Origin of the sequence: Lentzea tibetensis (assembly GCF_007845675.1) — a bacterium.
Lineage (GTDB): Bacteria > Actinomycetota > Actinomycetes > Mycobacteriales > Pseudonocardiaceae > Lentzea > Lentzea tibetensis.
In genome coordinates, this window is record NZ_VOBR01000012.1 from 225,724 (window position 1) to 248,950 (window position 23,227).

The 23,227-nt window shown below is 70.4% G+C and carries 19 protein-coding genes; 10 read left to right on the top strand and 9 right to left on the bottom strand.

What is annotated here, in order from left to right:
• Position 1: 1 nt before the first annotated feature.
• Both FKR81_RS20620 and FKR81_RS20625 read left to right on the top strand, forming a co-directional pair.
• Positions 2-1,741, top strand: coding sequence for a branched-chain amino acid ABC transporter ATP-binding protein/permease (locus tag FKR81_RS20620; protein WP_146353733.1), 1,740 nt, complete (start codon positions 2-4; stop codon positions 1,739-1,741).
• The gene (locus FKR81_RS20625) at positions 1,738-2,478 is read left to right on the top strand and encodes an ABC transporter ATP-binding protein (protein ID WP_146353734.1); all 741 of its coding nucleotides are present in this window, start codon (positions 1,738-1,740) and stop codon (positions 2,476-2,478) included. Before FKR81_RS20620 ends, FKR81_RS20625 begins: the two co-directional genes overlap by 4 nt.
• Before the next feature lie 54 nt (positions 2,479-2,532).
• On the opposite strand, the gene FKR81_RS20630 is transcribed toward FKR81_RS20625, so the two are convergent.
• The 8 genes from FKR81_RS20630 to FKR81_RS20665 form a co-directional block, all read right to left on the bottom strand.
• Positions 2,533-3,156: a DUF4360 domain-containing protein gene (locus tag FKR81_RS20630; protein WP_146353735.1), complete on the bottom strand. Its 624-nt coding sequence runs from the start codon at positions 3,154-3,156 to the stop codon at positions 2,533-2,535.
• Between the two features lie 874 nt (positions 3,157-4,030).
• Positions 4,031-6,103, bottom strand: a complete 2,073-nt coding sequence (locus tag FKR81_RS20635) for a transglutaminase domain-containing protein (protein WP_146353736.1) — start codon at positions 6,101-6,103, stop codon at positions 4,031-4,033.
• Positions 6,103-7,263 (bottom strand): DUF58 domain-containing protein, encoded by a 1,161-nt coding sequence (locus FKR81_RS20640; protein WP_146353737.1) that lies wholly within the window; start codon positions 7,261-7,263, stop codon positions 6,103-6,105. Before FKR81_RS20640 ends, FKR81_RS20635 begins: the two co-directional genes overlap by 1 nt.
• Positions 7,260-8,243, bottom strand: a complete 984-nt coding sequence (locus FKR81_RS20645; RefSeq protein WP_146353738.1) for an AAA family ATPase — start codon at positions 8,241-8,243, stop codon at positions 7,260-7,262. The genes FKR81_RS20640 and FKR81_RS20645 overlap by 4 nt, the downstream gene beginning before the upstream one ends.
• Before the next feature lie 17 nt (positions 8,244-8,260).
• Positions 8,261-10,339, bottom strand: a complete 2,079-nt coding sequence (locus FKR81_RS20650; protein WP_186763075.1) for a serine/threonine-protein kinase — start codon at positions 10,337-10,339, stop codon at positions 8,261-8,263.
• 86 nt (positions 10,340-10,425) lie between these two features.
• Complete coding sequence (locus FKR81_RS20655; protein ID WP_146353740.1) at positions 10,426-14,793, bottom strand: FtsK/SpoIIIE domain-containing protein; 4,368 nt, start codon at positions 14,791-14,793, stop codon at positions 10,426-10,428.
• Positions 14,794-14,809: 16 nt separating this feature from the next.
• Positions 14,810-15,070, bottom strand: a complete 261-nt coding sequence (locus tag FKR81_RS20660; protein WP_146353741.1) for a WXG100 family type VII secretion target — start codon at positions 15,068-15,070, stop codon at positions 14,810-14,812.
• Between the two features lie 77 nt (positions 15,071-15,147).
• Positions 15,148-15,807, bottom strand: a complete 660-nt coding sequence (locus tag FKR81_RS20665) for a hypothetical protein (RefSeq protein ID WP_146353742.1) — start codon at positions 15,805-15,807, stop codon at positions 15,148-15,150.
• A 103-nt stretch (positions 15,808-15,910) separates the two neighbouring features.
• On the opposite strand from FKR81_RS20665, the gene FKR81_RS20670 reads away from it, so the two are divergent.
• The 6 genes from FKR81_RS20670 (at position 15,911) to FKR81_RS20695 (ending at position 21,900) form a co-directional block, all read left to right on the top strand.
• Positions 15,911-18,199: a PASTA domain-containing protein gene (locus FKR81_RS20670; protein WP_186763076.1), complete on the top strand. Its 2,289-nt coding sequence runs from the start codon at positions 15,911-15,913 to the stop codon at positions 18,197-18,199.
• A gap of 77 nt (positions 18,200-18,276) precedes the next feature.
• The gene (locus FKR81_RS20675; protein ID WP_146353744.1) at positions 18,277-18,573 is read left to right on the top strand and encodes a hypothetical protein; all 297 of its coding nucleotides are present in this window, start codon (positions 18,277-18,279) and stop codon (positions 18,571-18,573) included.
• On the top strand, positions 18,570-19,277 hold the full coding sequence (locus tag FKR81_RS20680; protein ID WP_146353745.1) for a hypothetical protein: 708 nt from the start codon (positions 18,570-18,572) through the stop codon (positions 19,275-19,277). The genes FKR81_RS20675 and FKR81_RS20680 overlap by 4 nt, the downstream gene beginning before the upstream one ends.
• Positions 19,277-20,557: a D-alanyl-D-alanine carboxypeptidase family protein gene (locus tag FKR81_RS20685; protein ID WP_146353746.1), complete on the top strand. Its 1,281-nt coding sequence runs from the start codon at positions 19,277-19,279 to the stop codon at positions 20,555-20,557. The genes FKR81_RS20680 and FKR81_RS20685 overlap by 1 nt, the downstream gene beginning before the upstream one ends.
• An 11-nt stretch (positions 20,558-20,568) precedes the next feature.
• Positions 20,569-21,096: a hypothetical protein gene (locus FKR81_RS20690; protein WP_146353747.1), complete on the top strand. Its 528-nt coding sequence runs from the start codon at positions 20,569-20,571 to the stop codon at positions 21,094-21,096.
• An 18-nt stretch (positions 21,097-21,114) separates the two neighbouring features.
• The gene (locus FKR81_RS20695) at positions 21,115-21,900 is read left to right on the top strand and encodes a hypothetical protein (RefSeq protein ID WP_146353748.1); all 786 of its coding nucleotides are present in this window, start codon (positions 21,115-21,117) and stop codon (positions 21,898-21,900) included.
• A 55-nt stretch (positions 21,901-21,955) separates the two neighbouring features.
• Here the strand turns inward: FKR81_RS20695 and FKR81_RS20700 are convergent, their stop codons facing one another.
• On the bottom strand, positions 21,956-22,246 hold the full coding sequence (locus FKR81_RS20700; protein ID WP_146353749.1) for a hypothetical protein: 291 nt from the start codon (positions 22,244-22,246) through the stop codon (positions 21,956-21,958).
• Between the two features lie 170 nt (positions 22,247-22,416).
• On the opposite strand from FKR81_RS20700, the gene FKR81_RS20705 reads away from it, so the two are divergent.
• A complete protein-coding gene (locus FKR81_RS20705; protein ID WP_146353750.1) occupies positions 22,417-22,830 on the top strand; it encodes a hypothetical protein in 414 nt (137 codons plus the stop codon).
• Positions 22,831-22,954: 124 nt separating this feature from the next.
• Positions 22,955-23,227: MmyB family transcriptional regulator (locus tag FKR81_RS20710; RefSeq protein ID WP_456319416.1), on the top strand; the 273-nt coding region annotated here is incomplete at its 3' end.

Consider the following 23,227-nt stretch of genomic DNA (forward strand, 5'->3'; position numbering starts at 1 on the left):
CATGCTGCGCGACCTCTCCACGCGCTACGGCGGCTGGCTGCTGATGATCCTGATCACCGCCGCGACGGGACTGTTCCTCGACGACTACGCACTGACGGTCGCGGCCAGCACCCTGATCTACGCGATCCTCGGTCTGGGCATCAACGTCGTCGTCGGCTACGCCGGGTTGCTCGACCTGGGTTTCGCCGCGTTCTACGCGATCGGCGCCTACGTCTCCGGCCTGCTCATCCTGAAACTCCAATGGGATTTCTGGCTCACGTTGCCCGCCGCCATCGCGGCCGCCGCCGTCGCGGGAGTCGTGATCGGCTATCCGACGCTCCGGCTGCGCAGCGACTACCTGGCCATCGTCACGCTCGGATTCGGCGAGATCATCCGGATCACCGTGATCAACCTCGAGGTGACCGGCGGTCCCAACGGGCTGACCGGGATCCCGCCGGTGAGCATCGGCGGCAACGAGATCGTCACCCCGCAGGACTTCTTCTACCTCGTGCTCGTCTTCTTCGTGGTGGTGCTGGCCGTCACCGGACTGCTCGCGCGCACGCGGCTGGCGTTCGCCTGGCGGGCGATCAAGGACGACGACCGCGCGGCGGAGGCGATCGGGGTGCCGACCCGCCGGGCGAAGCTGCTCGCGTACGTGATCGGCGCCGCGGTCGGGGCCGTCTCGGGTCCGCTGTCCGGCGCACAACTCGGCACGGTGGATCCGTCCAACTTCACCTTCCTGACGTCGCTCTTCGTCCTGCTCGTCGTGATCATCGGCGGCATGGGCAGTCGTCCAGGGGTGATGGTCGGCGCGGTCATCGTCGTCGCACTCCCCGAGGCGTTGCGGTCGGCGGGCGACTACCGGGGCCTCGCCTTCGCCTTGTTGCTGATCTTCATCGTGATCATCCGGCCGCAGGGCCTGTGGCCTGCCCGTCGACGCCCGCTGCGGGTGCCCGCGGAAACCACCCCATCCGAGGATGTCGAACAGATGCGCGCGGGACGCTTGGACGTCGACGAGCTGTCGCGGAGCTTCGGCGGCGTGACGGCGGTGCGGGACTTCCACCTCACGCTGGACGCGGGCGAGGTCGTCAGCGTGATCGGCCCCAACGGAGCGGGAAAGACCACGGCCTTCAACTGCGTGACAGGCGTGATCGAGCCGTCGCGCGGGACCATCACGTTGAACGGCAACAGTTTGCGCGGCCTGGCGCCGCACCGCGTCGCCGCGGCCGGGCTGACCCGGACGTTCCAGAACATCCGGTTGTTCGACGACATGACCGTCGCCGAGAACGTCCTGGTCGGCCGCTTCGCCCACAACCGCACCATGTTCCGCCCGCCGAGCCACGCCGATCTCGACACCGTCCGCCGAGCCCTCGACTTCGTCGGCCTCGCGGATGCCGCCGACCGCGGGGCGAGCGAGCTGTCGTACGGCGATCGGCGACGGCTGGAGATCGCGCGGGCACTGGCCGGCGAACCCCGTGTCATCCTGCTGGACGAGCCGGCCGCAGGCGCGAACCCGACCGAGAAGCACGAGCTGATGCGGCTGATCGGGCGGATTCGGGCACTCGGTATCGCCGTCGCGTTGATCGAGCACGACGTGAGCCTGGTGATGTCCGTGTCCGACCGGGTGATCGTGCTCGAGTACGGCCAGACGATCGCGGTCGGTGAGCCGGCCGAGATACAGCGCGATCCCCGCGTCATCGCGGCATACCTCGGCATGCCTGAGGATCCGGAGCCCGATCTGGTCGCGGAGGTCGTGCGATGAGCCTGCTCGAGGTGTCGGAACTGACCAGCAGACATGGACAGATCGAAGCCCTCAGCGGGATCTCGTTCGACGTCGGTTCCGGCGAGATCGTGGCCCTGCTGGGCAGCAACGGTGCGGGGAAGACGACCACCCTGCGGACCATCACCGGGCTGCACCGCGCCAAGTCCGGCCGGATCGTCTTCGACGGCGAGGACCTCTCCCGGCTAGGCGCTCACCGCATCGTCGCTCTAGGCCTCGGGCACGTACCAGAGGGACGACGCGTGTTCCCAGCCCTCACGGTCGCCGAAAACCTTCTTCTCGGTGGCTATCTGAAACGCCGTGAACGCCACGTCATCAATGAACGCCGCGAGGAGATCTACGAGACGTTCCCGCGACTGGGAGAGCGGCGAAGCCAGCTCGCCGGGTTGCTGTCCGGCGGTGAACAGCAAATGCTGGCGATCGGCCGAGCGCTCATGCACCGCCCCAGACTGCTCGCCCTGGACGAACCCACCATGGGCCTGGCCCCGCAGACCGCACGGCAGGTGCTCGAGATCATCCGCCGGATCCGCGACGGCGGCACGACGATCCTGATCGTCGAGCAGAACGCGCACCAGGCGTTGCGCCTGGCCGATCGCGCGTACGTGTTGGAGAGCGGCCGGATCGTGCTCAGCGGCCCGGCCGCCGAACTAGCCGCGGACCCGCGGGTCAAAGCCGCCTATCTGGGTGGCGACCCGGCGCCCAGGACTTCAACTGGTTGAGCCAGCCAGGTCTGCGGGGAGGCCAGGTCGGGCCTCCCCGCCAACACTTTTCCATTACGGGCAACGCTTCCACGCGAAGTGGTAGTCCGTGGCAACGTTGGCGTCGGTCGAGTCCATCGCCATGTAGCTCGTCGTCGTCTTCGGATCCGACGTGCCCGCACTGACCCGCAGCTCGGTGTTGATGTTGAGGTTCCTGGCCTCGCCGCACGGCCGGTAGACGGGCATCCCGATGTCGACGGTGTCCGTGGCGTACCAGTCGTCGTTCAGCGGGCCGCGCCAGGTGTGGCTCTTGTACTCCGAGGCCGGCACGCCGTGGAAGTAGAAGTTGCCTCTTTCCATGCCTGTAGCGCCGGGTTCGAGGTGAACGAAGCCGCGGTAGTCGACCTGGGTGATACCGAAGGTGAAGCCCTCCGGCACGTTCACCTGGAGGTTGAGCTGGCAGTTCTTCCGGAAGTCCGTCGGCCTGGCGCCGACGCCGACCGCGGCGACGTAGTTGCTGTAGATCGCGTGGAAGGTGGTGTTGTCCGGTGACACCCCCACCGCGACCGTGTCTCGGGGGCAGCCGGACCCGTTGATGGTGACCACCTTGATGGTGACCTCACCGGGCGGCGGCCGGTCAGCCGATGGGACGACCACGGTGGCCATCGCCACGGCAGCGGCGGCAATCGTGTGGATCATTGGACACACCTTCCGACTCGTGCGCTGAGCGGCGGCGGAGAAGTTGGTGGGACCTCACCTGTTCCAGGAGACGTGGTACTTGCGTCGGTGGCCTGCCAGTTGTTCGCTGAGCCGGGCCGTGGATGGCGTGGCTCTTCGTGCCCGAAGGCGCGGTAGTCGGCCTGCGCGATGCCACAGGTGAAGTCCTGCGGACAGTTCTGTTGCCCGTCACCACCTCGGCGGTGACCCGGCCGGGAGGCGCGGTGGGCGTGATCGCGGTGGCCATCGCGAGCGCGGCAGCCGTCATCGCACGCAACATGGTCCAGCCTCTCGGACATCTGCGGCGGCAGCCTCGCCCTTACCCAACCTGATGGCGGGAACCGCAAACGTTTCAGTTCGCCTTGCGATTACCTGACGATTCGCCCGCTCGCGCCCGGTCCGCCGAAGTGCGTGATCGACGGAGAAACGAAAGAGCCCCGCTGACCCAGGACAAATCCGAATCAGCGGGGCTCTTGCAGGCCGTCGGGACGACAGGATTTGAACCTGCGCCCCCTGCCGACCGGTTCGGCGCAGCTGCCGGACGCCCATGCGCTGCCACGCACCCTCGGCGTCGCCCTTGCGCGCCGACTTCTGTCCCTCGGCCTTTCGGGCACGCAACCGCACCGGCGGCGACCACACCCCACCAGTCCCCTTACCGCGAGTCGGCCTGACCCACCCCTGGCCGTCCGTGAAGAAATCCGGCACGCCACCCTTCGCCGGCTGGGAGCATGTTCGGGTGAGCGTGTCCCTGCTGCACAAGGTGACATGGCCGAGTAAGGACTCTCTATTAGACGCAACCTCCGTCGAATGCAGTGAAGGGTCACGTGTCAAACCCGTGCTCCACTGACAGTCCTGACTAATAGCGAGGCGCCCTCACGACAACGGCGAGCTGACCTGGGCGGTAGTCCTCGGGCAGACGAACAGGCAGCAGCGGTCGCGGGTCCAGCGCGAAACGGGCACGTCGCCACCACGAAACGCCGGCGAGCGCGGTCGCACGCAAGGAGTCAGCACACGTCCAAGCGAACGCGGCATCATCGTCGCCAAGTGCTTCCGGTGCGTACAACGCCCTGTCCACCAGGTCGGCGAGCGGCTGCGCGGCTGCCACGCACGCGACGACCTGCCCCGTGGTCGATGTGTGGTCGACCGCGCACCCCGTGAGGCGCAGTACGTCCACCGTGTGACGCCATGCGCGGGCGACACGGCGGCGCGGAGATCCCTTTGTGCGGTCATGTCTGCGACGCAAGGCCCTCAGCGGGAACGGGGCCAGCATCACCAGCAGGGCGACAACGGGCAACAGGAGCAACATGCCGGCCGGGGAGCTGGGCGGCGGGGTCGCGTCCACCGCGTGACTTCCCGGCTCGGGCGGGACCTGCTGGACCGGTGCGGGCACGGGGACGAACGAGCCCTTCGGGCGCTCCTGTTCTTGTTGGCTCGCGGGGTCATCGGCCGACACGAGATGGGTGGGGCTCGGGTCGACCGGCACCCAGCCCAGACGCAGGAACCGCACCTCCACCCAGGCGAACACCGTGCTGCCGTCGATGTGGAAGCGGCCTCCGGTCCATTTCGGCTCGAAGCCGAGCACGACCCGCGCGTCCCACCCGAGATGGCGGCACAGCAGGGCGAACGCCGAGGCGTACTGCTCGCTGGTGCCGCGGTAGCTCTTCAGCAACTCCTTGACCTGGTACAGCCCATCCCCCGCGAGCTTGGGCTTCTTCGAGGCGTCGTAGCGGAAAAGAGAGTCGACGAAGACACCTTGCAACGCGGCGAACTTGTCCACTTCGGACCGCTGTCCCGCGATGGCGCGGTCGGCGAACTCGAGCACCTCGGACGGAAGCGGCACGGCGAGCGGACCGTCCGCGGGGGCGGGGGTGTCGCCTCTCAGCTGGCCGGCGTCGATCGACGGCTCGACGCCGGTGACGCGGTAGGTCGACGGGGTCGCGGTACCCGCGGGCACCGCGAGATCACCTGTAGCGGCGTCGAATCCCATGCCTGGCACGGAGATCGTCGCCGGCCGACCCGGACGAGGCAGCCAGCCGACCGTGTCGGGTGTCTCCACGCGGAGGTCGAGCGAGGCCACGGCCCCTGGGACGACTGGGGCGGGCAGCTTCGTGCCGGCCCGGCGGTAGTCCGGCGCGGCGGACCAGCCGTCGCGGGCGAACTCGGTCAGGGTGACCATGGTGACCCGGTCCACCTCGTGCGAACCGGTGCCGGTGATCGTCAGGGGCACCTTCCCGTCGCGCAGCGCGAGGTACTGGTCCATGGGGTTGACGTGCTGGCGGGGGCGCACCTGGACGTCGGCCAGGTCCTGCAGGCTCGCCGCTGGGCCGGTCGACCAGCCGGTGGCCGCGAACCCGGCACCGCCGGCGACGATCGTGCCGATCACGGCCACCGCGATCGCCGAGACCGCGCGGCGTGGCACGCCCGCCAGGATCGTCGCGACCGCGCACAGCACGAAGGCGGGGACGTACCACCGCGGCAACGGCGCCACAGCGGCACCGAAACCCAGTCCCACCACCAAGCAGACCACCGCGGGGAGCAACGGCAACAGCGGCGTGCCCGGCCGCAGCGCGCACCGGGCGGCGACCAGCGCGGCAAGTCCGATCAGTACCGAGACGGCCGCGACCTGTGGTGCGTCCGGATCCGCGGGCAGCACACCTGTGACGAGCCGCGAGAACCCGGTCAGCACATCCGCGCCCGGCCTGGTCACCGCCGCGACCGCGCCCAGCACGGCGCCGAAACCCGCCACCGTGCCGGCCACACCGGACACCCGAGGACCGAACGCCACCGCGGCGCAGCCCCACACGGCGGCGACCGCGGCGGGAATCGCGATGGCCAGCAACAGGAAGACGTGGCCGTCGGCGAACACGGGCTGGAACGACCATCCGGCGAGCGCCACGAGGGCAGCTGCCAGCACCACCCGCACCATCATCAGCCCACCGCCCCGTCGAGCACCAGGTGGTTCCACGCCGAAGCCGCCTCGGCACCGGTGCGCGCCGACAGCACCACGAGGCCCTGCCGCCGGTGTGAGAACGGTTCACCGTCGCCCATCAGCACCACGACCACCGGGGCGAAGCGGCGGCGCTGGTCGGCCAGGCGCGTGACCACGGCGGGCTCGCCCGCTCCGGTGACCACGACGAGTGCGCCGCCCGGCTCGGCCACATCGACCGCGGTGACCAGGTCGGCGGTCTCTTCGCCGGCACACCGCTGTGCCGCGGCGAGCCGGTCGAGTGCGGACGTGGCGCCGGACGCCGTCACCTCGGCGAGATCCTCGCCGAGGATCACCAGCCGGGCCGGCCTGCCGCCCTCCAGCGTGCTCGACACAACCGTCGCCGCGATCTCGGCGGCCTCCTCGAAGATGTCCGCGTCGAACACCGCGGACCGGGTGTCCAGCACAACGCTCACGGTCGGCTCCATGGTGTCCACGGACTCGCGCACGACGAGCTGACCGGTCCGTGCCGTCGACCGCCAGTGGATCCGGCGCGGATCGTCGCCCTGCACGTACTCGCGCAGTGACGCGAAGCTGGTGGTGCCGGGCTTGCTCGCCTCGGCCCGGCCCTCGAAGTCCGGCACCGTACCCACCGGCATCGGCTGCACCGCGTGCACTCGGGGATGCACCCACAGCACCCCGCGGTGTCCCATGTCCTGCCTGCGCCGGAACAACCCGAGGGCGTCCGCGCGCTCCACCGTGAGCGGGCCGAGCTCGAGCCTGCCGCGCCGCCGGGCGGGAATCGGGTACTGCGCCGTGCGCCAGCCGCCCGCCTGCACCACGGGCAGTGGCACCGGCACGGGCACGTCGGCGAGCCGATCCACGACCACGAGCCCGCCGACCGCACGGCGCCCCTTGTTGTGCACGGTCAGCCTGCCCGCCGCGGCGTCACCGGCCGACACCCGATCCGGAGCGAAACCTCGCGTCAGCTCGAGGTTCTGCGGGATCACGACGGTCACCGCACCGAAGATCAACAGGACGAGAGCGGCCACGGCAAGCCCTGCCGCCGCCGGGTAGCCGGCCAGCCTGCCCAGTGCGAACAGCGCGACCCCGCCGGCCAGTACCGCCCAGCCCGACGCCGTGAACGGCGCGTACCGGTTCACCACTGGCCCGCCGGTGTGGGCGCGGGCACCTTGTGCAGCACCTCGGCCAGCACGTCACCGGTGCTGAGATCGCGGACGCGGGCCTTGGCGGTGAGCATGAGCCGGTGCTCCAGCACCGGACGGCACAGCGCGCGCACGTCGTCCGGCGTGACGAAGTGGTTGCCACGCCCCAGCGCGTGGGCCTGGGCGGCCCGCAGCAACGCGAGGCTGCCGCGGGTGCTCACGCCGAGCCGCAAGTCCGGGTGGATCCGCGTTTCGTGGGCGAGCAACGCAATGTACCGGGCCACCTCGGGCGTGACGTGCACGCCGGACACCGCGTGCTGGAGCTGACCGACCTGCTCCAGGGTGGTGACGGGGTTCAGGCGCGGCGGCTGCGCCGCGGCGCGGTTCGCCAGGAGCGCGGTTTCCACGGCCAGGTCGGGGTGGCCGAGCTCGATGCGCATCAGGAACCGGTCGAGCTGTGCTTCCGGCAGCTGGTAGGTGCCCTCCATGTCCACGGGGTTCTGCGTCGCGACGACGAGGAACGGCGCGGGCACGGGATATCCGACGCCGTCGACGGTCACCTGTGCCTCCTCCATCACCTCCAGCAGCGCGGACTGCGTCTTGGGGCTCGCCCGGTTGATCTCGTCGGCGATCACGACGTTGGCGAACACCGGACCCTCCCGGAAGCGGAACACCTCGTCGCGCCGCTCCCACACCGAGACGCCGGTGATGTCGCCGGGCAGCAGGTCGGGCGTGAACTGGATGCGCCGCCAACTGCCGCCCATGCTCGTCGCGAGCGCCTTGGCCAGTGACGTCTTGCCGGTGCCCGGCACGTCCTCGATCAGGAGGTGGCCGCCGGCGAACAGGCAGGCCAGCGCGAGACGGATCGCCCCGGTCTTCCCGCTGATCGCGCGCTCGACCTCGGCCAGCACGGCGTCGTGCACGGACTGGAAACCGGGAGCCGCGAGCCGGGGATCGCCGTTCGTGGTGTGGGTCATCTGCAGGTCCTCGTGTGTCAGGTCGGTGGGCACTCAGGCTGGGGAGCGGGGTCGGGTGGTGGGGCGGTGACGCCGATGGCGATCACGTAGTAGCAGCCGGGCCCGTCCGGGTTGGGGTCGCGGAAGCTGTGCCGTCCCACCGGGAGCTCGCCGCGCGGGATGTTTCCGCGCATGACGACGTACTTCTTCAGTCCGGCCAGCTGATCGGAGTCCGCGGGCCACGACACGGTGACGAGGCCGTCGGAGCCGGGCGTGACCGTCGTCTCCAAGCGGTAGACGGGCCTCCCACTCGAGGGCGCGGAGGTCGTCGGACCGGCTCCCTCCGGCGGAGAGTGATCTTGCAGCGCCCACACCGCGCCGGTGACGCCGCCGGCCACCGCGGTCGCCACACTGACCGCGGCGATCCACAACCGACGCCGCGACCTGGGTGGCGGTGGCTCGGCCGGCGCGTCCGGCAGCGGCCGCGCTCCGGTCTCGGTCGGCGGCGCCCCGGACTGGATCGGCGTCAGGTCGTGCCAAGGCACCGGGGCCGGTGGCGGGGTCAGGTCACCGGCCCCGCCCATCGCGAGGTCCGCCAGCGCGTCCGCGACGGACTGGGCGGACGGCCGGTCACCGGGGTCGCTCGCCAGGCAACGCTGGACCAGCGCCCACTCCGAGTCGCGCAATCCCTGTGGGCGAACGGGATCGGCGGACTCCGGCCGAGGACCGGCGAGCGCCTCGTGGACCGTGACACCCAGCGCGTAGACGTCGCTCGCCCACGTCGCCTGATCGCCTCGGGCGAGCTCGGGAGCGAGGTACGCGGCGGTGCCGACGAGGTGCCCGTTGCTGGTGACGGTGGCCTGGTCCACCGGCCTCGCCAGGCCGAAATCGCTGAGAATCGCGCGGGCCGGCCAGCCGTTCCACTCGACGAGGATGTTGTCCGGCTTGAAGTCCCGGTGCACCAGGCCGTTGCGGTGCGCGGCGGCGAGGCCCGCGGCCGCGTCGGACAGCAGCCTGAGCTGGTCGGCCCGGTCGAGGCTGGGCAGGGCCCGCCGGAGGTTCGCGCCCTCCACGAGCTCCAGGACGATGACCGCCTGGTCATGGCCGATCATCAGGTCGTGCACCTTGATCACGTTGGGGTGGTCGAGGTACCGCAGCGTCGACCACTCGCGGTACAGGCGATCCGTCGCGACCTTGTCCGCGACGAGCTCCGGGTGGAGGACCTTGATCGCGACCACCACGCCGTCACCGCGCCGGGCCCGCCACACCTCGCCGCTGCTGCCGCCGTCGATGTACTGCAGCTTCGTGTAGTTGTCCCCGACCACGGGCGGCACGGTCGGCACGACCTGCTCCACGGGTTCGGTGACGACCTCGCCCTGCAGGCTGCGCGCGAACTCCTCCGCGGACTGCGGACGATCGCCGGGGGCGAGAGCCAGTGCCCGCCGCAGCGGTTCGGCGAGCTGGCGCGGGATGGTCATCGGGACGTCGGATGGTGGGGGCGCGAACGCTTTTCCCAGCCCGCCCGCCTCGATCGGGGGCCGACCGGCGATCAGTGTCCACAGTGTCGATGCCAGCGCGTACACGTCGCCGGCCGCGGTCCAGTCGTGCCCCTGCAACACCTCTGGCGGCTCGTGCCCGGTGAAGACCTCCTTGGCGAGTGCGAGCTCGGCGAGCACCGGCAGGGTGGGGCTCGTCAGCCGGACCACGCCGCCCGCGTCGCGCAACAGAGCGGACGGGCTGATGCCGCCGTGCATGATGTCGTTGCCGTGCAACCACTTCAGGCCGATCGCCGCCACGAGAGCAGCGTCCACACAGGCCTCGGCGGACAGCGGTCCTGCCTCGGTGAGCGGGGCGCCTGGTCGCTCGGTGACCAGGAAGCAGTGGCCGTCCGCGGTGTCACCGTGGTCGGCCAGCGGCACGATGTGACGGTTGCTCAGCTCGGCGAGCGCGGCCGCCTCGGTGCGGAACCGGCGCCGCGCCGCTTTGGGCAGGTCCGCCACCACGAGCACGGTCACCGCGGCGCCGTCGAACTGTCTCGTCGCCGCCGTGGTCGTGAAAGGTCCACGAGCGACGATGTCGGTTCCCAGGTGATAACCGGGTAATGGTCCGGTTGTCACGACGTTGGCACCCCCGGCGAATGGGATTCGTTCGGTCTCGTACGCAGTCTCACGGAAACACACAGCGTTACCGGACACGGGGGTGGTCATCGGGTCGCCACCGCCACGGTGCCGGACGCGGGCACCTGCACGAGCGTGGTGGCGCCTCGGTGCACCAGCAGGCCGCGTCCTGGTGGCCAGTTGCCCGCGGTGGATCGGGGCAGTCGCAGGTCGAACAACTCGCCGGCGATGGTGCTCGCCGGGCTGAGCAGCAGACCGCTGCGGGCGCGGCGGGCCGACGCGAGCCAGCCGCGGTGCCGGTTGAGCAGCATGTCGTCGGTGGTCGCCGCGGCGACCACGACCGAGCCGGTGTCACGCGCTGTGCGGACCACTTGGTCGAGCACCTCACCCGAGGTGTACTCGTCGAGCAGTTCGCCGTCGTCGACGACCACCGCGACTGGTAGGTCCGCGAGCAGGTCCGCGAGCTCGGTCTTCGTGCCGTCAGTGACACCGACGACGCGCGGATGCGCACCGAGGTCGCGCAACGGCGACGGCCTCGGCGTCACCAGCACCACCGGCAGGTCACCGGTGAGACTGCGCACGACCGCGGCGAGCGCGGTCGACCGTCCCGAACCGGACGGTCCCGCGATCACGAACGCGCCGCCCGCGGCGACCAGGTTGACGTCCACCGGGCCGAGGTGGTCTCCGCCCGCGGCGGGGGTGCAGACCACGCCGTCTCGTGACCGGGTGCGGACGCGCAGACCCTCCAGTTGTACGGGCGTGATGCGCTCCGGGAGCGGATCGATCCGATGCGGCAGCAGCGCCGGGTCCACGCCGTCCGAGGCGGCACGCAACCGGGTGGCTACGCGGTCCAGCGCCTCGGTCTGCCGCGCGCCGGACGGATCCGCGTCCAGGAGCGCGACCTGCACCTCTTCCCCGGTGGCGAGCCAGATCGCCCGGCCGGGAGGCATCCACCCAGGCACGTCGCGCGGTGCGAGCCCGAACGCCGCGGCGTCGTCGCGGTCGGCCTGCCTCAGCACCAGCCGGTGCTCGACGGCAGCGGCGATCCGGTGGCCGAAACCGGTTTTGTCGCTGGTGAGCACAGTGACCAGCCCGGCGGCCGGGCCGCGGCGCAGCAGTCCTTCGACGAGGTCGACCGCGCGTCCGCCGTCCCGTTCGGCGAAGTCCCGCACGAACCCTTCCAACCGGTCCAGCAGCAGCACCAGGTGCGGCAGCCGGTCCGCTGCCGCGGCCGACCGGCGCTGCTCGGCGACCGAGGCGTGTCCGCCCGCGGCCAGGATTCGCTGCCTGCGGTCGACCTCCTGGTCCAGCCAGTCGAGCAGCCTGACCACCCGGACCGGATCGTCACCGTCGACCACGGCGCCCGTGTGCGGCAGCCCGGCCAGCGGCGCGAGCGCGCGGTTGCCGCAGTCCAGTCCGTAGAGGTGCACGGTGTCCGGCCCGGCCCCGGTGGCGAGTCCCGCAGCCATGGTGCGCAGGACGGTGGACCGGCCCGTGCGTCCCGCCCCGGCCACGGCGACCGGTCCGGTCGTCGCGAGATCGAGCGTGAACGCGTCCTGTGCCTGCGCCGCAGGGCGGTCGGCGAGCCCCAGCGCAACGCTCACGGGTGAGGTTTGCGGCACCGGGTCCAGTTCAGCAACCGTCACCAGATCCGGCAACGGCGGCAGCCACGGAGAGGCCGGTGCGGTCACCCCGAGACGCTGGGCCGCGACACGGGTCGCCGCGACGAGCGCCACGAGATCGGTCGCGTCACCCGCGTCCCGCTCGGCCTGGGGCCGCTCGACGGCCCGGCCGAGCGAGGTGATCACCCTGCGGCACAACGAGATCCCGGTGTCCACATCGGACTGTCTCGGCCAGCCGACCCGCGCCGTCTGGAACGCGGTCAGCTCGCCGTGCCCGGTGCGCACATATGCACGGCCCGGCTGGCTCGCGCTGATGCGTGCCGCGACCGGGGTATCGAGCACGTCGGCCGACTCGGCGTCGGACGTGACGCGCAGGCCGACGCGCAGGTTGAGATTGGCCCGCAGGTCCGCCGTGACCGCACCGCCGGGGCGCTGCGTCGCCAGCACGACGTGCACGCCGAGGCTCCGGCCGCGCATGCCGATCCCCACCACACCCGGTACGAACTCGGGGATCTCCTCCACCAGCGAGGCGAACTCGTCCACGACGATCACCAGTCTCGGCAGCCTGCCACCGGTGCGCGCCCAGTAGTCCTCGATGTCCTTCGCCCCCGCCTCGGCGAACAGCGCCTCACGGCGCCGCAGTTCCGCGGACAGCGACCGCAACGCCCGGTTGACCAGGTGACCGTCCAGATCGGTGACCAGGCCGACGCAGTGCGGCAGCCGCTCGCACGCGGCGAAAGCGCTGCCGCCCTTGTAGTCGACGAGCACGAACGTCAGCGCGTCCGGCGTGTTCACCAGCGCCAGCGACGTCACCAGCGTCTGCAGCAGCTCGGACTTGCCCGCGCCGGACGTGCCCGCGATCAGCGCGTGCGGGCCGTGCCCGCGCAGGTCGACGGTGAGCGGCCCGCCGGTGCCGGCGCCGAGCAACGCGGTCGTCGACCGGCCGTGCGGAGACCTCGCCCAGCTCGCGCACACCGAGTCCGCGTCGGTGTCCGAGTCGCCGACGATCGCGAGGTCTGCCAAGTCGGTGAACCGCACCCGGTCCGGCAACGAGCCGTCGTCGGCCGCACCGCCCAGCGTCGTGATCGGCGCCAGCGCTCGGGCCATCCGCGTCGCATGGGTCGCGGCGAGCCCGTCCACGAGCAGGTCGTCCACCGGCTGGAGCCCGTGCCGCGCCAGCCGGGCGCGAGCCCCGGTGATCACCAGCGTGGCCCGGCACTCGTCCGGCAGCGCCTTCTCGTCGTCGTCCAGGCACATCGCGTAGACACCCGCGGCGGGACCATCGGCGAGCACGTCCGCGAATCCGGGCAGGCTGCGCATGCGCCGGGCACCGTCGACCACGACGAGCACCTCACGTTCCCGCGGACGCCCTTGGCGCAGCAGACCACGCTGCTGTTCGGTGCGCTGCGCGATCAGTTCGCGCAGCTCCGCCAACCGGGCCTGCGCCTGCGGGGCGTCGGTCGCGAGCAGCCGGTGGCAGTCGAACCCCGCGGCGGACGCGGTGTGCGGCAGCCAGGTCGCCCACTCCCAGTCCCCGGCCTCGTCGTGACCGGTGACCAGCAGGATCACGAGGTCCTTCGGCGCGTGCAGCACCGCGACCTGTGTGAGGATCGCGCCGGCCGCGGCGAGGACGTGGTCCCGGTCGCCCGCGACACCGAAGACACCGATGTCACGCAGGTTCACCGTGGCGGGCACTGAGTGGACGGTGGGTGGTTCGGGCAACTCGGCGGCGCCTGCTCGCGGCTGGGGATGCCGCGGGTCGAAGCGCAGTCGCACGTCGGCCGCCCGGTCGTGCAGTCCGACCCGCAGGCGGAGGAAGTCCGGGTCGTCACGGCGCCGTTCCCACAACCGCGCCGACGGCGCGCACGCGACGGCCACCAGCCACGACGGGTCGGGATGCTGGTCGCGGCAGCGTCGTTCCTCGGCCTCGCGGGCGGCGTCCAGGTCGTCGCCCAGCGCGGCCTCCGCGAGGTCGTACTCCTTCTTGCGCGCCTTGTACTCCCGGCGGCCGGACCGCCGGTCGGAGATCAGGTTCGCGAGCGCCATCAGCGGGCTGAGCAGCATGATCAGCAGGAAATATCCGGTGTTGGGCAGTACGAGGTACAGCACGCCCCCGATGACCGCGGGCAGCAGCACCGTGAGCCACGGGAACCGCACGCCCTTCGGTTTCTCCGGCGGGACCGGCACGAGCACTTCACCGGGCTCGGCTGGCACCGCGATCCGCGGTGGCCGGTTGAACAGCCGCGTGCCGTCGTCGCCGATGGCCACATCAGCGTCGGCCGGCACCGCGGGCCGCAGCCCGAGCACGGTCTCGCCCAGCCCGGCGACGTCGCCGCTGGACAGCTCCGCGGTTCCGGCGAGCCGCCAGCCCCGCCAGCGAATCCCGTTGCGAGACCGGGAGTCGGTCAACCGGACCTCCGAGCCGTCCGGGCTGACCGTCACCACGGCGTGGGTCCGGCTCACCTCGGGGTCGGCGAGCACCAGGTCCGCGTCCGGCGCCCGGCCAATCTGGAACTCCCCGCCGGGCCCCAGCCCGAGAGCCGGGCCCGCGTGCGCGCCTCCCACCACGGCGAGCTCCAGCCAGCCGTGGCCGCCACCGCGTTCGAACACCGGCCTGCCGAGCCCGAGCACCGCCCCGGTGACCAGCCCCGCGTCCCGCAGGGCGCGCTCCGCGGGCAACGGCTCGGCGGCCAGGTAGAGCCAGGGCTGCTCGACGTCCAGCTGGTCGGCGAGCGCCGCGGCGAGGTCCGCGACGCGGTGCTCGTGCGACGCGCGGACCAGCACCGCGTGCGCGGTGCCGTCCGGCGTCAGACAGGTCAGTTCGAACCGCATGTCGGTGGTCGGCGGCTCAGTGGTTGGCGGCCTGGTCGATGAGCTGCTTGCGCCGCTGCACCTCCGTCGCCGCGTTCGCCAGCTCCGTGGAGAGGCTGCGCAGAGCCGGGTTGAACTCGCTTTCCCACGCCTGCCGGAACCGGTCGGCCGCGAGCCCCGTCCACGTGGTCGTGTTGATCAAAGTGGACAGTGCGTGCTGCAGGTCGGTGACCTCGCCACCGCACTCCCCCAGTCGCCGGGACAGCGTCTCCAGCTCAACGAGCTCGGCCTGGATCATGGTTTCTCCTCCGTCGGTGTGGTTCGTTGCCGACGCTAGGAGCGATGCCGGGAGCGCGAAACGGGTAGCACTCCCCACTACAGCAGCCCGAGGTCGTCCTTCGTGATCAGCCGCTTGGCCAGCACGTACTGCGCGAGGTTGAGCAACCCGTCCATGTTGGGCACCCCCGCCCTCGTGAGCCGAGTCCGCAGGTATTCGACCTTCTTGCGCACCTTTGACGGCGTCATGCGCAGCCGGGCCGCGGCGGCGTCGTAGGTCCGGGGATAGGGGTCGTACTTCGCACCCTCATGCAGGTATCCCGCGAAGAGGGCGACGAGGACGGCTCGTTCCTCGGGCGTCAGCGCCACGCTCGCACCGATCGCCGTGGGCTGTCCCTCGGGCTCGTCCTCGGTCACCGGTGCGTCCGTGAGCGGCGCGTGCACGACGATCTCGTGCTTCTGATTGCCGGACAGCCGAATCCGCATCTCGCCCTGCAGCGGGCGTTTCCGGCCCGGTGCCAGCACGCTGGGAAACCCGAAGTCGTCGACGATCTCGAGCGTGCAGGCCACGCTGGTGTTCACCACGAACCACACGTCGTTCTCCGCCCGCACCACCCCCGCTTTGCGGGAGATCGCGGTGTCGTCCGGGTCGATCTGGAAAGCGCACTCCGGGGACCGCCCGAACACGGCTTCCTCGCCCGGCGACATCGTGCGCGACAACGCACCGAACGACATGGTGATCGCGAGCGAACTGTCCAAAATTCCCCACCCCCTGTAAATGGGAAGCACTTCCCAGTGGACTTCGGCGCCGTCTTTTGTACTCTGCCCCACGTTCGAGACCAAACCGAACCCTGGAGACACGATGCCGTTACCTCGGGCGCTGCGACCACGCAGGGGTGGCCTTGTCCTGACCGGACTGCTGGTGGTGACCGTCTTCGCCGCGTCCCTCGGTGCCGGTTTCACCGCCACGCGAACCGAACTCGGCGCCGCGATCGCCTTTCTGATCCACGGGCGTTCCGTTACCCAGTTCAACCCCGAGTCGCAGCGCATCGAGTCCGAGGCTCGCACCACGGCAACGGATGATCAGGCGCAGGAAGTCACCGAACTGGCCGACGGAAAGATCATGGTCGCCAACCGGGAGACCGGTGTCGTGCAGGTCTACGACACCGGTTCCATGACCCCGCAAGGACCGTCGATCGACAACGCCGACACCGCACTCGTGCTCGCCTCGGGCAGTGCCGCGTACGTGCTGGACCCCGCGGACGACATCGTCCGGGCACTCGACGCCGAGGGTCGGGTGACATCCGAGGTGAAGGTGCCCGGTGCGTCCGGCAAGGCCGTGCCGGACGGCGGTGACGGGATCTGGGTTCTCGCCGACGACGGCAGGGTCACGCACATCGCCGCAGGCAAAGCGGATCAGCCGACCTCCCTGCGCGACCACGTCACCGCGCTCGCGTTCGCGGACGGCCGTCCCGTCGCGATCACCAAGGCCGGCAATGCCTTCGACATCGCCGCGAACCCACCGCACGAACTACCCCAACCACCGGTACCGGCCGGTGAGAAGGTGCTCCCCGCGTCCACCAAGGGAAGCGGACGCTACCTCGTGCTGCTCGGCCAGGACGGCAAGCTCGCCAGTTACGACCCGCGCACCGGCGCGGAACGCGAGATCACCGATCTGCCCAGCGGCAGCGGCCACGACCTCGGCGCTCCCGTCGTGCTGGGCGACCGTGTCTTCGTGCCCGACTACGCCGCGCACAAGCTGTACGTCCGCGATCTGACCACGGGCACCCGCCTGCCGGACGTCACAGTGCCGGGCGAGCACAAGTGGTTCGACCTCAGTGTCCAAAATGGACGTGTCTGGGCGAACGACCCGTTCGACCGGCGGAGCGTCCAGATCGGCGCCGACGGGATGTCGAAGGTTGTCGACCTCGGCGACGGTGAAGGCGTCAAGACGGACACCACCGAGCCGACGAAGCCGGACAAACCCGCCACGCAGGAACAGAAACCCGACCCGCCAGTGCCGCCGGTGGTCCCGGTGCCGACCTCAGAACCCACGACCCCGCCGACCACATCCACGCCGACGACCCCACCACCCACGACGCAACCACCCACGACGCAGCAGGTCGCCGTGCCGCCGGTGATCAACCGCCGTAGCGGGCCGGGCTGCGACACGATCCGCTCGGCGTCTCTCGTGTGCGCATCTCCACAGCCGATGCCCACTCCGGGAGCGAACTGGGGCGATCTGGACGTGATCGCCGACCAGAACCCGCCCGCGCAGACCCTCGTGGACACCGGCTCCACCGTGACGGTCCGCTTCTGGGAATACCTGAAGATGCCTCCCCTCCGGGGTGACGCGGCCACGGCGTGCAGCAACATCACCACTCAGTCCAGTGGTCAGGTCAGGTGCGACGCCGTGCCGGGAAGTGGCACCGGGACACCGGGAACGGTGGAGAGTCAAGACCCTCCAGCCGGTTCGGACGTGCACATCGGGGGTCGTGTGGTGCTGACGTACTACCCCACGCCCACCCCACCTCCAACGGTGCCGAACGTGGTCGGCATGTCACCGGCCGCCGCGTGCGACACCTTGCCACCCACGTACGTGTGCAAGCAGGTGCCAGACCGGATCGCGCGCGACACCAACGTCACCGATCAGAACCCTCCCGCAGGCACTCCTCACCCGGCCGGCGCCGAGGTCGAGGTGCACTTCTCGCCGTACCAGGCGTCACAACTGGTGCGGTTGAAACACCGCACCAACGACGTGTACATCCTTCGCTTCGATGTGGCCAGTGAAGGCGAGTACACCGTTGCGGAGCCCCTCGGTTACGCGTATCGGCCGGGCGCGGCGGCGCCTCCGGGTTCCCTGCAACTGAAAGGATTCGTCTGTACCGCGAACCCGACCACGTGTGGTGGCTACGCGCCGAACCACTACTACAGCAACAAGGACACCGCCGATGTCGCCGGTTACGTGAGATCCCCGAACGTGGCGGCGGTGCTGATCCGCCCGAACGGTGGGTCCTGCGTTCCTGGTCAGCGTCTGCTCTCGCGATGGCGCAAGACGACCAACGGCCAACGCCTGTACACCGTCGCTGAAGGCGCTCCGAGTCCCGACTGGACGAACGTGGAGTCAGGAATCGGCTGCGTCTTGGCTTGACCCCGGGTTGGGAAGCACTACCTATTTCCTCCACTCGCTCACTTCTCAAGACTGGGAGGTAAGCGAGTGGAGGAACAATGGCAAGGGACACAACGAAAACCGCGCACAAAGGGGCCGGTGAGTTCGAGGAAGCGGCGCGGCTCGTCACCGCGGAGGCCCACCGTCTCGACGATCTGGCCGAGGACATCCGCCGTCGCACCAAGGACATGCGGTGGTCGGGTCGTTCGGCGGACCACTTCCGCAAGCACGCGGCGTTCCAGGCGGTGCGGGCGGGACAGAACCGTGAGGTGCTGGAGTCGCTGCGCGTCCTGCTGAACAGGGCGGCGCAAGTGGCGGCCCAATCGGCGACAACCCGGCCGGAGACCCTGCCGTGACGCTGACGCTGACCACGGACGAACTGCGCGTGGCCGCGGGGCTCAGCGGCCGCAGGCTTCCCGTCGACCTCGACGGCGGTTGGTCCACTGAGGACATTCCCGTAGCGGACACCGTCGCGTTGCGCGGCCTGCTGGCCCGCGGCCTCGCCACCGCCTGTGCGGACGAGCTGGCCGTGTCCCTCTCCGCACAGGCGGCGCCGGTCACGGCCCTGTTCGAGCCGGGCGCCGTGATCGAGGTGCGACGCGACGGCGCACAGCACACGGGCCGGTGGCTCGTCACCGAGCGAGCGGGCTGCGCCGAGTCGCGGCCCGACCTGTGGTCGTTCGCGCCGTTCGACATCGACTTCCTGGTCACCGACCTGCTGTCCGCGCTGCCGGACGAGCCGAGTGACGCGAACCCGATCCGGGTGCGCACCGATCACCTCGTCGAGACCGACCGCCGGCTCGCCCGTGGCGAGGCCGCAGGTACGGACCTCGCCCGGCTGCTGCGCGGCACCCGCGTGACGACCACGGTGCGCCGCGTCGAGATCGACGGCGCGCAGACCGCCGCAGCGGTCACTTGGCTGGAGACCACCGACGCCGGCGCCTGGCTGGCCGTGCCGTTCGAGGGCGAGGAAGACATGGAGTCACACCGAGAACTGCGCCCCGTACGCCGCGAGCACCTGCACGCGCTCGTGCTCGACGTGATCAAAGGGGGCGCGTGATGCCGACGCTCTCCGCCACGCAGATCGCCCAGCACGCCTACAACGCGGGGTTCCGCGGTCAGGCACTGACGACCGCCGTCGCGATCGCGCTGGCCGAGTCCGGTGGCAGGACCGCCGTCAAAGGCGACACGACGATCACCGACCAGAAGTGGGGGCCTTCGGTCGGACTGTGGCAGATCAGGTCCCTGCACGCCGACCGCGGCACCGGCCGCGAACGCGACGAGCTCGCGAACACCTCGCCTGCCGTGAACGCTCGGCATGCCTGGACTGCCTCCCATCACGGCACCTATTGGCGTCCGTGGTCGGTCTACCTCAACGGCAGCTACCGGCAGTACCTCGACACCGCCTCGGAAGCGACCCGCAAGGTCCACTCAGGACAGAAGGACACGAAGGCCGAACACCGTCCTCGGCACAAGGCCGGGCGCGGGCCCGACCGGATCGTGCTCGACCTGCACGAGCTGCGCGGCCTGCAGGCGTTCTTCGCGGACTGCTCCGACCGCGTCGGGCAGGTGCGCCGGCGGCTGGCCGGCGCCGAGCACGACCTCGCGCCCGCGCTGGCGGTCCTCGCCGATCCCGCGCTGGCGTCGCTGATCAAGCAGAGCTTCCAGTTCCTCGCGTCGCCGGAAGCCCTGCCCCGCACCGAGGAACGGCTCGACTGGCACGCCGGCTTCGCGGCGAAGGTGCGCCGCCTGGCCGAAGCGGCTGACGGCGAGGACAACCGGTGGACCCGCGGCGACGCGATGCGGTTCGTGACGAAGGCGGACGGACGCCTCGACCGAGCCGAACGCGCGGTGCTCGAGGCCCTGATCACCGGCACGATCGTGCGCCGTCGCAGTGATCTGGGCGCACACGTGCGGCAGGATCACCACCCCGCCGGCGACAGCACACCGCCGAAAGCCGACGTGGGCGGTCTGCGCAACGGCCACGTCCAGCCCAGCAAACTCACGTCCGTCGGCGACGGCGAGAAGATGCTCGCCCCGGTCGCGCGCCAGTTCCGGCGCATGGACGCCGCCGCCCGCACCGCCGGTATCGACCTGCATGTCGAGTCCGGCTACCGCGGCTACGCGGAACAGTCCGCGCTGTATCAGAAGTACCTGGCGGGCAAGGGAAACCTGGCCGCGCCACCCGGTCGCAGCGATCACGGTCTCGGCCTGTCCGCCGACATCGTCACATCGCAGAACCCCAAGGTGCTCGTCTGGCTACGGGCGAACGCGGGCAAGTTCGGCTTCGTCAACGACGTGCCCAGCGAGAACTGGCACTGGACCTACCGCAACCACTGAAGGAGCTCACCGTGATTCGATCCGAACGCCGGCTGGTCAGCCCGGCCGCGTTGCTGCTCGCCCTGCTGTGCCTTGGTCTGCCGTTCGTCGCGGTGTCCTGCGAGTCCTCGGTGGCGACGGTGTCCGCCGACTACTCGGGCTGGGATCTCGTGGCCGGTGGCACGCCCGACGTCACGCCCCAGGGCGACGACAGCTTCACGAAGAACACCGAGCGCAGCGAGATCCCGGCTCAGCCCGCCGCCATCGTCTTCCTCGTACTGGCCACCGCGGCCATCGCATTGGCGCGCACCCGCGCGTTCGACCTCCGCACGCTCGGCAGTGCCGTATGTGCGGGCGGAGCGGCGGTGATGTTGATCGTCAACCAGCTGCGCGTGCACCACGGAATCGCCGAAGAGATCCAGGGCAACGGCCTCGCCGAGGACATGGTGCACACCCGCTTCGGCTTCTGGCTGACCTTGCTCTTCGTGCTGGGCGCGGCCGCCTGCAACGCCACCACATACGCCCGAAGGAACTCACTCGTCCAGCAACGACAACGGTAAGGAGCACACATGCGACTCATGTCCGCGATAAGTGTCGGCGTCGCACTGGCGTTGACCACGACCGGCACCGCCGAGGCCTGGAGCACCGGTGTGAACCGCGTGCAGACCGCGCAGGAGGACAGCGCCGCCGGAGTCGGCTACGGCCCTGGCTGGGTGCTGCTGAGCTACAAGGCGAACGGCCCGATGGTCGGCTACGCGTTCGCCAAGGGCTTCCAGTTCGCCAACGGCACCACCAAACAGGTTCCCGACCACATGGACATCCGCGGCACCGGGAACAGCAGGGCCGGAAGTCCGGACATCGACCGGTGGCCGTGGGGATACTCCGGCGGCAGCTTCCGCGGCTGCGCCTATGCCTACGGCACGGCCAAGTTCGCCTCGGTCCGCAAGGGGTTCGCCACCAAGAGGTGCGTGGACGGCCCGAAGATCGTGGGTTCCAGCAACGCCGACGGCTCCCCCGACGCGCTGCGTTACTGGGTCGACGAGAAGAAGACCTTCTGCACCGACCCGAAGGCCAACCCCCTGTGCAGCCCGTGGGGCGTCTGGAGCGAGAACAAGGGCGGCGGCCTCAAGGTCACACGCACCACCGCGGACTGCGCCGCCTACGGCGACATCGGCGCCACCGCCGTGTACCGCAACGGCCCTGCCGTACGCAGCCACCTGCTCGGCACGGTGCCGGCGAACCAGCAGATCGACGTGCGGTACGTGACGAAGAACGGCGAGTGGATCATGGGCAAGTGGCACGGCAACGCGCTCGCCGGTGGTATCCGCTGGGCCTTCTTCTCGCGCAGCTGCGTCGCATCGTAATCCGTCGAGGGGTGAGCTGCCGACCAGGCAGCTCACCCCGTTCACGAACACATCGTCAGGCGCACCAGCTGTTCCCGGTGTAGTCCAGCTTGCTCGCCAGCACCCAGCCCCACTTGCCGGTGCGCGGCAGGTACCCGTAGTAGCGCGGGTTTCCCTTGTGGCGCACGTTGAACAGGTCGCCCGCCTGCGTCTGGCCGATCGGGCCCCACTCGTCCCAGATCTCACCCGCCTCGGTGACCCGGTACTGCCAAACCATCTCGCACGAAGCCCGGGCGGGCGCGGGAGCCGCGGAGGCCGCGGCCACCGGACCGGCGGCACCCGCGAGCGCGAGGGCCAAGCAGGCCACCGCCGCGATACGACGTGAGTGGATCATCTGAAAGCTGTCCTCCCTACTGAACTGATCATGCGTACCGCCGCAGTAGTAGCCGTCCGATGACCTGCCCGGCCAGGTCATCGGACACACCCGGACGTGCCGGACGGAGGAACACGGTGTCACCGGACGAGTTCAGGCAGGCCTTGCGACGACTGAGAACCGCCGCGGGCGAACCGCCGTACCGGGTGATCGCCAAGGGCGTCAACCGTCCGCACCAGACCGTCCACGACGCCTTCGCCAAGTCCAGCTACAAACAGCACAACGGCCTGCCGCCCCTGGACCTCGCGATCGCGATCGCAACTCACCTGGGTGGCGACGAAAAGGAGTGGCGCGAGTGGTGGCAGGACGCCGCCACTCCGGCGACCGAACCACCGCCCCCACCTCGGCTGTCGTGGTGGAAGCGGCGCGCCGCGATCGTCGGCACCGTGGCAGTACTGGTAACGGTCGGCGGTGCGATCACCGCAGCGACGCTCCGCTCTCGCGGCAGCGGACGCAGGGGCGACGTACTCGACCCGGCAGACTCGGCGAGATCGTGCAACATCACCCGACTCGGATGACGACCAGCGGAGGTCGGCGCGACCGATGGATTGTCCGTTGTGGATGGCTGGGCCGTGCGCGATGCCGAGCTCGACCCGGCCGTCGCCCAGCTCGGGCACGGAGCCGTCGTGGTACGCCGTGGCGATGGATCGTGCCCTGGACCTGCGGGTCGGGAGACACGATGTTCTGTGCGGCGCTGCTTGTGATGCGGACCTGGCCCGTGACACCGAAGCGTTCGTGCGCGCTGCCGCCGCCCGTCATCGGCGCGTCCCCGTGCGGGTGCTGGAAACCCTGCTGGCGGAGCTGATCGGCGAGCTGAGCATCAAGAGCACCGAGTTCACCCGGATCTGGGCCGCCCACCCGGTCAGCGAGTGCCTGCACTCGGTCCGCGAGTACAACCACCCGGTCGTCGGTCAC